13 protein-coding genes, 1 tRNA gene and 1 riboswitch are annotated in these 12,065 nt (G+C 46.2%); of the genes, 2 read left to right on the forward strand and 12 right to left on the reverse strand.

The features are described from left to right. Positions 1 to 8 precede the first annotated feature (8 nt). The 9 genes from ABXS70_RS19190 to ABXS70_RS19230 all read right to left on the reverse strand — a co-directional run bounded on the left by ABXS70_RS19190 (position 9) and on the right by ABXS70_RS19230 (position 7,087). Positions 9 to 770, reverse strand: coding sequence for a type II secretion system F family protein (locus ABXS70_RS19190; protein ID WP_366290053.1), 762 nt, complete (start codon positions 768 to 770; stop codon positions 9 to 11). Between the two features lie 93 nt (positions 771 to 863). Next, positions 864 to 2,222, reverse strand: a complete 1,359-nt coding sequence (locus ABXS70_RS19195; RefSeq protein WP_342554729.1) for an ATPase, T2SS/T4P/T4SS family — start codon at positions 2,220 to 2,222, stop codon at positions 864 to 866. Beyond that, complete coding sequence (locus ABXS70_RS19200; RefSeq protein ID WP_342554728.1) at positions 2,219 to 3,484, reverse strand: hypothetical protein; 1,266 nt, start codon at positions 3,482 to 3,484, stop codon at positions 2,219 to 2,221. The genes ABXS70_RS19195 and ABXS70_RS19200 overlap by 4 nt, the downstream gene beginning before the upstream one ends. A 159-nt stretch (positions 3,485 to 3,643) precedes the next feature. Continuing rightward, a complete protein-coding gene (locus ABXS70_RS19205) occupies positions 3,644 to 4,027 on the reverse strand; it encodes a VOC family protein (RefSeq protein WP_342554727.1) in 384 nt (127 codons plus the stop codon). 224 nt (positions 4,028 to 4,251) lie between these two features. Beyond that, positions 4,252 to 5,112 (reverse strand): DUF6612 family protein, encoded by an 861-nt coding sequence (locus ABXS70_RS19210; RefSeq protein ID WP_342554726.1) that lies wholly within the window; start codon positions 5,110 to 5,112, stop codon positions 4,252 to 4,254. Positions 5,113 to 5,241: 129 nt separating this feature from the next. Next, entirely contained in the window at positions 5,242 to 5,664 is a 423-nt protein-coding gene (locus tag ABXS70_RS19215; RefSeq protein ID WP_342554725.1) for a thiol-disulfide oxidoreductase DCC family protein, read from the reverse strand. A gap of 150 nt (positions 5,665 to 5,814) precedes the next feature. Then, positions 5,815 to 6,093, reverse strand: a complete 279-nt coding sequence (locus ABXS70_RS19220) for a hypothetical protein (RefSeq protein WP_342554724.1) — start codon at positions 6,091 to 6,093, stop codon at positions 5,815 to 5,817. Positions 6,094 to 6,199: 106 nt separating this feature from the next. Beyond that, positions 6,200 to 6,445: a zinc ribbon domain-containing protein gene (locus tag ABXS70_RS19225; protein ID WP_342554723.1), complete on the reverse strand. Its 246-nt coding sequence runs from the start codon at positions 6,443 to 6,445 to the stop codon at positions 6,200 to 6,202. Between the two features lie 222 nt (positions 6,446 to 6,667). Then, on the reverse strand, positions 6,668 to 7,087 hold the full coding sequence (locus ABXS70_RS19230; RefSeq protein WP_342554722.1) for an organic hydroperoxide resistance protein: 420 nt from the start codon (positions 7,085 to 7,087) through the stop codon (positions 6,668 to 6,670). A 480-nt stretch (positions 7,088 to 7,567) separates the two neighbouring features. On the opposite strand from ABXS70_RS19230, the gene ABXS70_RS19235 reads away from it, so the two are divergent. Next, positions 7,568 to 8,863 (forward strand): Nramp family divalent metal transporter, encoded by a 1,296-nt coding sequence (locus ABXS70_RS19235; protein ID WP_342556266.1) that lies wholly within the window; start codon positions 7,568 to 7,570, stop codon positions 8,861 to 8,863. Between the two features lie 202 nt (positions 8,864 to 9,065). Here ABXS70_RS19235 and ABXS70_RS19240 read toward each other — a convergent pair whose 3' ends face one another. Beyond that, a complete protein-coding gene (locus tag ABXS70_RS19240; RefSeq protein WP_342554721.1) occupies positions 9,066 to 9,764 on the reverse strand; it encodes an HAD family hydrolase in 699 nt (232 codons plus the stop codon). 149 nt (positions 9,765 to 9,913) lie between these two features. Then, complete coding sequence (locus ABXS70_RS19245) at positions 9,914 to 10,342, reverse strand: hypothetical protein (protein WP_342554720.1); 429 nt, start codon at positions 10,340 to 10,342, stop codon at positions 9,914 to 9,916. 118 nt (positions 10,343 to 10,460) lie between these two features. Continuing rightward, a riboswitch (cyclic di-AMP (ydaO/yuaA leader) is annotated at positions 10,461 to 10,636 on the reverse strand. A 390-nt stretch (positions 10,637 to 11,026) separates the two neighbouring features. Between ABXS70_RS19245 and ABXS70_RS19250 the strand changes: the two genes are divergently transcribed. Beyond that, positions 11,027 to 11,503 (forward strand): glutathione peroxidase, encoded by a 477-nt coding sequence (locus ABXS70_RS19250; RefSeq protein ID WP_342554719.1) that lies wholly within the window; start codon positions 11,027 to 11,029, stop codon positions 11,501 to 11,503. A 188-nt stretch (positions 11,504 to 11,691) separates the two neighbouring features. Here ABXS70_RS19250 and ABXS70_RS19255 read toward each other — a convergent pair. After that, positions 11,692 to 11,774 (reverse strand) — tRNA-Leu (locus ABXS70_RS19255). Positions 11,775 to 12,065 lie beyond the last annotated feature (291 nt).

The following is a 12,065-nucleotide window of genomic DNA, read 5'->3' on the forward strand; positions in this document are numbered from 1 at the left end:
TCATCTCCTCACACTTTGATATCCATAATGCGATGAATCCACAAGTAACAGCAGACCAGAACAGCAAGTGCACCTGTAGAGATGAGATATCCAAGCCCGCTGTATAGCGGCTTCATGAAATCACCCGCCGTCCAGTTGAGAAATAGCAGAAAGATAAACGGTGCTGCAAACATCACCTTGGATTCAAATCTTTTCTGGGCCACGGCGACCATAATATCCTGCTGTATATCCAGCTTCTCTCCTATCACTGCAGAGGTACGGCGGACCACTTCCACCAGATCACCCCCCGTTCGTTTGCAGGTAATAAACACGTCTGCAAAATTGGTGATATCTTCAATCTGTGCACGATCCGAAAAATCCTGGAGCGCCTCTTCAATCGGCTGTCCGTATTCCATCCGTGTCCGCAATATGGTGAATTCCCGAATCAAATCCGTATCTGCTTCCGGATTCAACATTCGCAGGTCTTCAACCGATTCCTTAAACCCGTTCTCTACTGATTTTCCGGCCGCCAGCGCGGAAGACAGTGCATAAAGGGCTTGTTTGAAATGCAGACTAAGCGTCATTCTTCTCCGTTCAAGAAGCACCTTTGTCCAAAACCTCGGTACCCATATACACCCTGCAGCCAGAACAGCTCCTGCAAGCCAGTGATGATAAAAAAGCAAACCAACACCAAAGAACAATAGACCGCTGACCAGCATGCACACCAGACGCTGTTTGGAACCAAGTGCATATACGGTATAATCCGTCAAAACCTGCCTCCCTCGCTCCACACTGCACCTCCTCCCCATGATGTCGTTTCGTAAGCGAGATACGGATAACACTATCAACGACTTCAGCCAACGATTTTTCACTCAATACTGTTGTTATAAGATTTCAATTTCATTTTCTTCAACCTCTTGTTCGTTCTGCTGCTTATTATACTGCTCATTCACCTGCGACTCTCGCCCGGCGATTTGTTCCAGATATCCATCAAGCCATTGTCCAAGTCCAGCCATCCGAACTTTATCCACGTTCATTAGTCTCCCCGTTCCGATTAGTCCACCGATAATGCGCCCTTCCCGCTCCTCGTCTTCTTGAAAACGAAACAAAGGGTTCAGCACCACTTCCCCATGCTGCATACCAATCACTTCACTGATTTCCGTCACTCGCCTTGATCGGTCACGAAGGCGGGAAAGATGTACAAAAATATCGATAGCTGAGCCGATCTGCTGCCTCACAACGGTAATTGGAAGTTCCGCACCACTGAGTACCATCGTTTCAAGTCTGCTCATCATGTCCTGGATCGTATTGGCGTGCCCCGTTGACAAGCTTCCATCATGGCCAGTATTCATCGCCTGCAGCATATCCAGTGCCTCAGATCCCCTCACTTCTCCAATAATAATCCGGTTCGGACGCATCCGCAGGGAAGTTCTGATCAAATCCCGGATAGAAATTTGTCCTTTCCCCTCCGTGTTGGCGTTTCGGGTTTCCAACGAGACAAGGTTAGGGACCGTCACAATCTGCAGCTCTGCCGAATCCTCAATCGTAATAATCCGTTCATCAACAGGTATGAATTGGGCTAGAGCATTCAGAAAGGTCGTTTTCCCTGACCCTGTTCCACCTCCGATAAAAATGTTATACCTGCTCCGTACTAACTGTTGCAACAACACGGCAGCTTCCTGGTGCAGAGCCCCTTTCTCAATCAGTTCCGACATGCTCATCGGTTCGTGCGGGAATTTCCGGATTGTCATGGTTGGACCTTTAAGCGCAATGGGCGGCAGGACAATGTTGACCCGCGAACCATCCTTCATGCGCGCATCGACAATAGGAGAAGATTCATTAACAATTCGGTTCACCTGAGATACGACCATCTGTATAATATCCTCCAGCCGTTCTCTGGACTCAAACTGCTGCGGAATCCGCCTGACTTCCCCTTCCTTCTCTACAAAAATTTCCTGATGACTGTTGATCATAATCTCTGTAATATCGGGGTCATCAACCAGAGGCTGCAGCATATCCAGTCCGCGAAAAGAATCAAATAATCGCTGTATCAAAGCATGACGTTCACCCGAAGTCATATCTTTTAGATTCGGATCACCAAGGACCTTCTTCTCGATTCCCTGCCACAGTTCCTCATCGCCAGCCGATGAAGTCAGATCCAGTGATGCACGTATTTCCCTGCGCATGGCTTGAAATTGCTGTTCGCGCTCTCTGATATGCCCGAAACGTGAATGTTCTGTCATAGAACCCACGATCCCTGTTGAGGAGTCTGCCCTGTCTGCCGCCGCTCTTCTCCCTCAGCTCGAAACAGCAGTGCACACAATTTCTTCACTTCACGCTGAAAGATGGGCGAACTCAGCATAACCTCCGCCTGATTGAGCTGCTTCCAGGAAGGAATATAAGGCAGGACTGCATCCACTTGCAGATCAGCCCTTGGTAAAGGATTAAGCACCTGCTCACGATGTTTATTGATTACGAAATACGTACGTTCCAGCATACCTGCCAGCATATCCGGATGGGTTCGTTCAGCATGCTGCAGCCACTGCCCCCATCGGTGCATTGCAGCAATATCATCCTCAATCAGCCAGACGAAGGAATCCGCCGCTTCCATTATGCCTTCACTTCGTCCATTCCAGCCCGAATCTCCGTCCACAATGACTACTTCATAATGTCCACAATCACTCAGGTATCGGATAAGACTCACAGTGTCGGCCTTAGACATCTGCAGCATTTCACTCCGGTTTGCTAACGGCCAGAATATATCCGACTTTAACGCCTCATGTGAAATAACATATTCACCCGGCCCTTTGATTTCCCCACCTTTCCCTGGTGTCGAACTGTGCTCCGGCTCAGGATGTTTCTTCTGAACCTGTCCGTTCGCCATCTCCCTTTTATGAGCCTTTAGTTCGTATAACAGCCGTGATAATCCCGTCTCCGCTTCCCCATGAGGCTGACTGCCCTGCCCCAGTCCGCTCTCCAAAAAAGGAAGCGAACTGTCCAGCGTCTCCAGATTAAGATACAGCACTGCATACCCCGCGAGTCCAAGCTGCTTCGCCATATGCAGGGCTGCGGCTGTTTTACCACTGCCACCTGATGCCGATAATAAACCAACTGTTAACGTCTCTTGACCCGGACGCCGATTTCGCTTGGTCCGCGGCTGCCGGCAGGCGTTCCTGACAGCTTCCAGCAGAACAGGTAGCGGCTGATACTTCATGAGCCGATTTATCTCGCTTCCTTCTTCACTCCCCTCACTAAGCATGAGCCATGGCACGCCTGATTCCCTCCCTCCATTCATCAGCCACGGGTTCAAAAACTCCGGCTCAGCAATGATCACATCAGGCACTTCGCGTTCAGTCTGTTTATCCATATAACTTCTGAAGGCATCCCACTGGGAAAAAGCAGTGAATCGCATGTGGAAGCTTGATGAATGGCCCTGTATATAATCAAGCCAGGCACGAATATAATCTTTATCCCTTGACACCAGTACCGCTTTAAGTACGATCACCTTCTCATTCCCTCCTTGCAAAGAAGCACAAAAAAGCACCGTCCATTACCTGCGTAAAGCTGCAGGATATGGACGGTGCTTCCGTCACGTGCTGTGAATTTATACATAATATAACATACAATTTCTGGACGAGCAAGATATTTATTCTATCCTGCTTATCTAGGAACCATATGGTGCACCAAACTCGATAATATTTCGATCAGGATCGAGAATAAAAATCTGGGCAAATCCAGCCACACTATCAGGTCTGGCCTCATAATCAATGCCCTGCTGCTCCAGCCAGGCAATCGTCTCCGAATAACTGACCACCCATAGTGCAAAGTGTCCGTCTGTCGTATCAATTCCTGCTTCCCGCAAGGTGTGACCATCTGGATGCTGCAGCAGATGAAGCTGCTGACTGCCGATGGCGTACCACGTACCCGTTGAACGAAAAGGTGGACGTTTAATCTCCTGCATACCTAACAAGCCGGAATAAAATTTTTTAGCCTTCTCCAAATCTCGAACAGCCAGACTTACGTGATGAATATGTGCATATCTAATCATCTCAGCGTCCCCTTCCCAGTATGACAATGATGCATAACCTTACACAGCGATGCGGAGCCCCGTGCTTATCATGCTGATTATGTCCATAGTTATAAATAAATCACATATGCCTATACTATACCATTTTGACAGGAGGCAAAAACCAAAAAACACCCTTGACCCTCATTCGGCTACCTGCAGGGTATACCGAAGTCAGATTCAAAGGTGTTTTGTTAGGCTGTCACTTACTTCGCGCTGTCCAGCGCCTCTTGAGGGATCTTGATTTCCGCTACCTTGTCATGGTTGGAGAATGAAGTGTCCATTTTCATGTCCATCGTCATTTTCTGATTGTTTTGCTCCATTTCCATCATCATTTCTACATCGATCTTCTCCATAAGAGACGTCTCTTTGTTAATCAAATATTTCATTTTCATGCTCTTAATATTCATTTGATCAAGCATAGCCTTCATTTGAGCATCTGAACCGTTTTGTTCCATAACGGATTTAGCCAATTCCTTGACATTGTCACCAGACACATCTGCGTTCAGGACATAGTTGTCGCCCTCTTCGGTGATCTTAACGTCTTCTTTTACTTTTTTGAATTGGTCCAGCTCTTTTTCCGGATTCATGCTAGCTTTCAATTGTTCGATGAGTGCCTTCGTTTGATCTTCTGGAATGGCTACCCACTGGTCACCTACTTGGGAGTAAATTTTGTCTGAAGTAATATACTGTTTTACATTTTGCTTCTGTCCAGACATATCCAGTTCCATCTCTTGATAGATCATCATCGGATCTTTAATGATATCCATTTTCAAAGACGTTTTCACCTGCTGATCCTGAGACTGCTCACCTGCATCCAGTTTGATCTTCTGATCGATGTTGGCTTCAGTCGTGAAGCTTTTCAGTGCTTTCGTTGCTTCACCTGTTTTGGCAAGCAATTCATCCAGTGTTGGAACAGCCGCAGTCTGCTCCGCCGTTTTACCGCTCTCGTTTGTTGTCGTTTCGTTTCCTGCTGATGGCGCTGCAGATTTATCTGTATCGTTCCCGCATGCTGCCAAGCTTACTGTTAGTAATGCCCCAATAATCATTGTCGTCCACTTCTTCAAGTTGTTATCCTCCCAATAATGTAAAAATAATTTGACTTATACTATTACCCAATAATTTCCGACATTAAACATCTTACAGGCAATTTCTTTCTTATGGAAGATTATCCTGAAAAACTGCTACTTATATACTTATAGAAATCGGTCTTTAGTCTCAGGTGTAGGCAGCATACATGCTTCTTCTTTCCCGAACCAGCGATATCGATTGCGTGCAACCCAGTTATACACCGCATTACGAATGAATTTGGGCACGATAATAAACATATAGAGCAGCGGATAGGGAAACTTTAAACCTTTAGCCAGCCTTAGCGCCGCAGTTGAACGTGTGTAGTATTTTCCATCTTCAATCAAGACAAACGTATCCATGCTGTCTGTCTTCAGGCCGCCCTTCTCCAGCAGTCCCTTCGCCACCTCAGACTGAAGTGAAGCAAAGTGATATTTCCCCTCCGGGTCACGCTTGATAATCCATTTTGTTAATCCCTGGCAGAAGCTGCATACGCCGTCGACAAGAACAATCGGGTGTCCCTCGTGCTTATCCTTATGAGCTGCTGTCATCGTATAGTGGCCTCCTATTATGGTGCTGTGACAATACTTACCCACTTTGAGCCAACATTTCTCGCCGAATCTGAACTTTATGTCATGCTTTCCGTACCAAAATAGAAAAAAAGCGCAGGCTCATTGCCTACGCTCATATCTGTCCAACAATTACTCAGCCAGTGCTTTTTCCATCCACTCGTCGTCCACCATCTGTTGGTGCAGGTCACCTGACCATTGATCCATACATTTGCAGATGAAATCTTTACGACATACAGGGCAGGGTGTTTTCTGCAGACGGCTGATCGCAGTCATTTTCCAATCCGGAGACTTGGAGTAGAATACACGGCACTGTGTACCATCCACGAGTTTCATCGTAAATTCGTACAATCCGTCTTTTTCGTTTTTGCTGGCTACTTGCAGTTGTGCAATACTTGGTCTATAAGACATGGATATCACCCTGTGAATTCAAATTTGGTTCATGCTGATGACACTGACATTTTTCAGTACTAAGTCATATTAAAGAAATTTCAGGTCAATGTCAACTTACCAATGCCTATCCGCCAAAGAGAATATCCAGAATCGTACCAACCTGTCCCTGTTTTTTACCTTTCAGCACATCCGGGTTAAAGACCTCTACATAACCGCAGGACGTACAGCTTACAAACAAATAATGGTTATGCTGAATATCAAATACTTTGCTGAGTCCCGCGCCTGACATGGAAACTTCTTTGATGCTGCAATCCGTCCCCCGGCATTTGGTGCATACAAATTTTCTCTCAATCATCTCTTCAATACTCATCGCCGTTCCCCCTTATGGAATATGTGGCATGAATGTCTGTACTGTTATGTAAAAGAGTACGCGCTAAGGTCAGGATATTCCTCCCTTCATGTTTAGATATGGAAAACAAAACCCTGCTGAATCGCCAGCAGGGCTTCGTGTTTGAACATGGGGTATCGCTGCATACCCTGCTCTCTATTTCACCAGTGACTCCGGCATAAAGAGCTCGGGTCCGTCTATTTATTAAACTACGTTCAGTACAACGTCGATATTGCCGCGTGTTGCTTTGGAGTAAGGGCAGAAGTCATGAGCCTTGCGGGCCAGATCCTCAGCCTGGCTGTGATCTACGCCCGGCATACTTACATCGAGACGTACTGCCAGTCTAAATCCATCATCTGCAGGATCTTTACCGATGGAGACGTTGCTGGTTACAACGACGTTTTCCAATTTCACTCCTGCTTTGCGGGCTACATTAGCCAAAGCACTTTCGTAACAAGCACCGTATCCGGCTGCAAAAAGCTGCTCAGGGTTGGTTCCTTCTCCTCCGGCTCCACCCAGCTCTTTCGGCATTTTCAGATCATGCTGCAGTACCCCGTCCGAAGAAGCTACCGAACCTGTACGTCCACCTTTTACCGTTGCTGTAGCTGTATATAAAGCTTCCATCAGAAATCTCTCCTTTGCTGCTGTAATTTTAACTGCCTACAATTCATTTTAAACTTCTGGCCCGATTTGAAACGCCAGATTGTCCTCTTTATCAGCATTTACAATTGACTCCATTTCATGCACTCCCTATGTGAGGCTGTTTTTTTCGGCATCATGGGTAAGATATTATAAGATATATTTTGGTATGACTCTTTTTTTGTCCAAGCACATAAAAGTTGCACTAGACAAAAATTATTGTAGGTGTACAATGTAAATGTGAACATAAAATTTTAGATATATCGCTGTCGTTTTTTCCTTTATTGTTAAGCCTATCTTTTTATAGGAAGTATACACTGTAGTATTCGTGCCAGAGCACATACAAAAATTGATCAATCCTCGGCTGCAGGCCGATCACATCTTATTGTAAAGTCAGGTGATCCAAGTATGAGTCATAAAAATCCATTTAATTCTCCAGCCAGCGAAACTGCATCTGCAGCATCAATGGCCCCTTCACTGGGTGAAGCACACAGTTCCATGAAAGTCCCTAAGAATGCAGCATGGTGGAAAAAATTTCTTGCTTTTGTTGGTCCGGGTTATCTCGTAGCTGTCGGTTATATGGACCCTGGGAACTGGGCCACTGATATCGCAGGCGGCTCCCAATTCGGATATACCTTACTATCCGTCATTCTTATTTCAAACATGATGGCCGTAGTGCTTCAGTCCCTCGCAGGCAAACTGGGTATTGCGACCGGGCGGGATTTGGCTCAAGCCTGTCGCGAACGTTTTAGCCCCCCTGTTGTCATGATGTTATGGATTCTATGTGAGCTGGCGATTGCTGCTACCGATCTGGCTGAAGTCATCGGCTCGGCAATTGCTCTCAAGCTTCTATTTAATATCCCTATGCTGTACGGGGTGATCATTACCGCTGTGGACGTGCTTCTCATTCTGGTACTGCAGAACAAAGGCTTCCGTGCACTGGAGACACTCGTCATTGTGCTGATGGCGACCATTGCGCTCTGTTTTGGCATCGACCTGTTTTTGGCAAAACCCGATATGGGCGGTGTTCTTCACGGATTTGTACCCAGCACCGAGATTTTGCAAAACCCGGCCATGCTGTATATTGCGATTGGCATCATCGGCGCTACCGTCATGCCCCATAATCTGTATCTGCACTCTTCCATTGTACAGACCCGCCAGATTGAGCAGACCACTCAGGGCAAAAGAGAAGCCATTCGCTATACTACGCTGGATTCAACCATTGCTTTAACACTCGCACTGTTCATCAACGCCGCCATTCTGATCGTATCTGCGGCTGTATTTCACAGTGCAGGCATGACACAGGTCGCCGAGATTTCAGATGCCTATCATCTGCTGACACCACTGCTCGGCACAACGATTGCCAGTATCCTGTTCGGCGTTGCTTTGCTCGCATCCGGTCAAAACTCCACCCTTACAGGCACACTGGCGGGCCAAATCGTCATGGAAGGTTTCCTGAATATCCGTATCCCGGCATGGCTGCGCAGACTGGTCACCCGTCTGATCGCAATTATCCCAGCTGTCATCGTCACCGCAATTGCGGGTGAACACGGCACAGAAGAACTGCTGATCTTAAGTCAGGTCGTTCTATCTCTGCAATTGCCTTTTGCTGTCATTCCACTTGTCATGTTTACAAGCGACAAAAAAAGCATGGGACCTTTTGTCAACAAACTTTGGCTCAAAATCGTTTCCTGGATCATTGCTGCCATCATCGTTGTGCTGAATGTATATCTCATTATCCAGACCATCATGCTGTTCTAACCTATATAAGGCGAACGCTTCGCTTTTCAGGTTGTTCCTTTCAATCAACGTTTCTGTGTAAAAAGGATTTAGGCTTATATCATTCCAAAATAAAAAAAGGCTGATGTGCCGCAGTACACGGGCGCATCAGCCTTTTGGTGTCTTTGCTTTGTTAAGCCACCCAGACACCTATACCTCGAATCCGATCTCATCGACCAGATCGTTATATAGGTTTACTTGCATCGTCATCAGGTATGAGCAGGGGCAGCAGTTCGTCCAGTGATTCAACAGTCCAGTCCGCCCGCTCATCTTCCGACGTTTCGGGCTGAAACCTTCCGTATCCCTGTAAAATACGGATGGTATGCAGGCCCAGGCTGCGTGCTGGTATGATATCATTATCGATTCGGTCTCCGACCATCACCGCTTCTTCTGGAGCACATCCAGCTTGTTTCAGCGCAACCGCATACAGCTCCGGGTCCGGCTTGGACACGCCTTCTTCCGCTGAACAGGCCAGAACATCGACATACTTCCGAAGTCCGTAACTCTCCAGCCGAGTCTCAGTTCCAGGACTCTGATTGGCTATGATGCCAATACGATAGTAATGTGAGAGCCGTTCCAGCACCTTGGCCGCCGAAGGGAAGGGCCGCTCCAGTTCTTTGCGGAATTTCAGCTTGTCCTGAATCTGCTTGCGGTGATCTTCATCATGAATATATGTACGTATTGCAGCTTTCATTGGCCACTGTTCATAATTACGATAACAGGATGCAAACAGCTCTCGTACCGCTTCAATTTTCACTGGATAGCCATAAGCACAAGCTTCACGAACGAATTGACCGATGATATCGTCTACCGGCTCCCATTCATCCACCAGCGTATCCCCCACATCAAAAAACAACCACTTCAATCCGGCAATATCCGGCACGCCGATTCCTCCTCATAAGCCGCAGGTCACCCCTAGCTTGCATACTGTATCCATAAAAAAAGAAGACCCACGACAAGCATGAGTCTCCTCAAATTCCGTTAGTCTATAGCTGCAATTATAGCAGGCGTCTTACATCGAATCAATCTCAATCATAAGCTGCTGACTTCAGCTTCCTGTTTGCTGCAGCTGTTGAGAAGGAAACCGACTTCTCCGTTCAATGAATACACGATTTTGTCAGCCCCCATCCCCCGATAAATCCCTTTAGGATGGCTCTGCTCTGTGATCACACACAGGGACTTGGATGTCCATGACCGGCAAATCTGCAGATAACGGCAGGTCAAGTTCAGACTATTTTCAAAAATAAATACATTCCCTACACTGCCCTGCGGCAAAAACCATTTTTCAGCCGCTGCCGTATTCATGCGGATCACATGTTCTACGCCAATCTGGCGAAGTTTGCGCTCCTCACCAGCACTATTCGTCAGAACGGCAAAAGGCATTTTTTTGTACATCAGCAATTTCACAAATTTACGTCCAGCTTCATTCGGAGCCGTCACCAAAATCATCTCTTTATCCATTGTTCGTTCCTCCCTTGGCGTGAAAAGACAACAAAAAAGAAGCGTGGGGGACCAAGGCCTCCGAAACGCTTCTTAAATAATCCATGACGAAAACGCCATGAACCAGCGTGCGGTTTGCTGCCTCTCCCTTTAACGCTTACGAGGTTAGCTGACGGATTCGGGCGCGAGAGTCGCCCTATTTCCGGCTGTCACCGGAAAATTCACCCCATGGATGTCTGCTGCTGTAATACAGCCCATCCTGTTGGTTCCCCCGTTTTCCACCCTTAATGAATGGAAACTCAGCGATTAAAACATCGTTCGTACATCTTGAATAAAGAACCGATCGATATTATCGTTTGTTTCGTTTTTCAGGTATAAATTTATTAAAATTCAAATTACGCTATGAATCATACACCTGTGCCATGATGATGTAAAGTGCGGCCAGATCACTGAATCGTCAGATTTCCGGCAATAATCTTCAATAATAACGCTTACAATGAGGTTATACGCTATCCAACTCTTCCAAGCTGTCTAATTCTCTGCCGCACAAAAATGGATCATCACATTTCACAACGATTTCAATCTTACGTCGATCTTACACACCAAGGATGGTCATAACAACGCAGAAGCCAAATAAGTTTTGCATTACTTAATTGCATAAAATATAATGAATGTATCTAGAACAAGATGATGGAGGCGATCCCTATGTCAGTTTATGATTACAAAGTAAACACCCTTCGCGGACAAGAGATTGAGATGTCCGAGTATCGCGGCAAAGTGTTGTTAATAGTAAATACAGCAAGTCAGTGTGGTCTCACACCTCAATTCAAGGGCCTGCAGGAGCTGCAGGATAAATTCCAGGATGCTCCGTTTGAAGTGCTTGGGTTCCCAAGCAATCAGTTTGCGCAGGAGAAAGGTTCCTCCGATGATATTGCCGAGTTCTGTCAGATGAATTACGGTGTCAGCTTCCCTATGTTTGAAAAAATTGACGTCAATGGCTCCAGCGCCCATCCACTTTTCCAACATATTACCAAAGAAGCACCCGGCCTGCTCGGCTCGAAAGCAATCAAATGGAACTTCACCAAATTCCTGGTTGACCAGAACGGGAAAGTAGTGAAACGATATGCTCCGCAGACGATACCAGACAAAATTCAAGAGGATATTGAGGCTTTGTTGAAATAAACTATATTTTATAAAATGAAAAAGCGATCCGAAACCAAAGAGCCAAGGCTCAGGCTTCAGGATGGCTTTTTTTCGCTGTACCCGCTTCAACTAGTTCAGAACGTTCCATTGAGCTGCGGAACTTCAGTTCTGATCAAAGAAAAGAAGCTTTCCATTATGGAAAGCTTCTCAGGTATCTCTTCATATAATGCGGTCGAGAGGACTCGAACCTCCACGGGCATACGCCCACTACCCCCTCAAGATAGCGTGTCTGCCATTCCACCACGACCGCATGTCGTAAATTATCGGCAACAGAATTGATTATACCGGAATCTTATTTAAAAGTAAAGCAATTATCTAGATTTTCTTGTGCAGCCTGAATATAACACTTCTTTTTATACAACTCAGCTTCCTTTCTCCTTTCATTTTTCATTTAACTGCTCAAATTCCATCTAACTGCGCAAATTTTTGTCATAACTCTGAAGTAAGCACATAACATTAATCTGATTGCGAAAAAGAGGCCACACGAAGACGGAGTAAATCCATCCGTTTTCGAAATAGGAACTTTAGAAGAATCAAATTA

Origin of the sequence: Paenibacillus sp. AN1007 (genome assembly GCF_040702995.1) — a bacterium.
GTDB lineage: Bacteria > Bacillota > Bacilli > Paenibacillales > Paenibacillaceae > Paenibacillus.

What these genes read in the sequence shown, in the direction of transcription:
- ABXS70_RS19235 (WP_342556266.1), top strand. Translation starts at nt 7,568, where the DNA reads ATGGCCCCTTCACTGGGTGAAGCACACAGTTCCATGAAAGTCCCTAAG.
- ABXS70_RS19250 (WP_342554719.1), top strand. Translation starts at nt 11,027, where the DNA reads ATGTCAGTTTATGATTACAAAGTAAACACCCTTCGCGGACAAGAGATT.
- ABXS70_RS19225 (WP_342554723.1), bottom strand. Translation starts at nt 6,445, where the DNA reads ATGAGTATTGAAGAGATGATTGAGAGAAAATTTGTATGCACCAAATGC.
- ABXS70_RS19215 (WP_342554725.1), bottom strand. Translation starts at nt 5,664, where the DNA reads ATGACAGCAGCTCATAAGGATAAGCACGAGGGACACCCGATTGTTCTT.
- ABXS70_RS19195 (WP_342554729.1), bottom strand. Translation starts at nt 2,222, where the DNA reads ATGACAGAACATTCACGTTTCGGGCATATCAGAGAGCGCGAACAGCAA.
- ABXS70_RS19205 (WP_342554727.1), bottom strand. Translation starts at nt 4,027, where the DNA reads ATGATTAGATATGCACATATTCATCACGTAAGTCTGGCTGTTCGAGAT.
- ABXS70_RS19220 (WP_342554724.1), bottom strand. Translation starts at nt 6,093, where the DNA reads ATGTCTTATAGACCAAGTATTGCACAACTGCAAGTAGCCAGCAAAAAC.
- ABXS70_RS19230 (WP_342554722.1), bottom strand. Translation starts at nt 7,087, where the DNA reads ATGGAAGCTTTATATACAGCTACAGCAACGGTAAAAGGTGGACGTACA.
- ABXS70_RS19245 (WP_342554720.1), bottom strand. Translation starts at nt 10,342, where the DNA reads ATGGATAAAGAGATGATTTTGGTGACGGCTCCGAATGAAGCTGGACGT.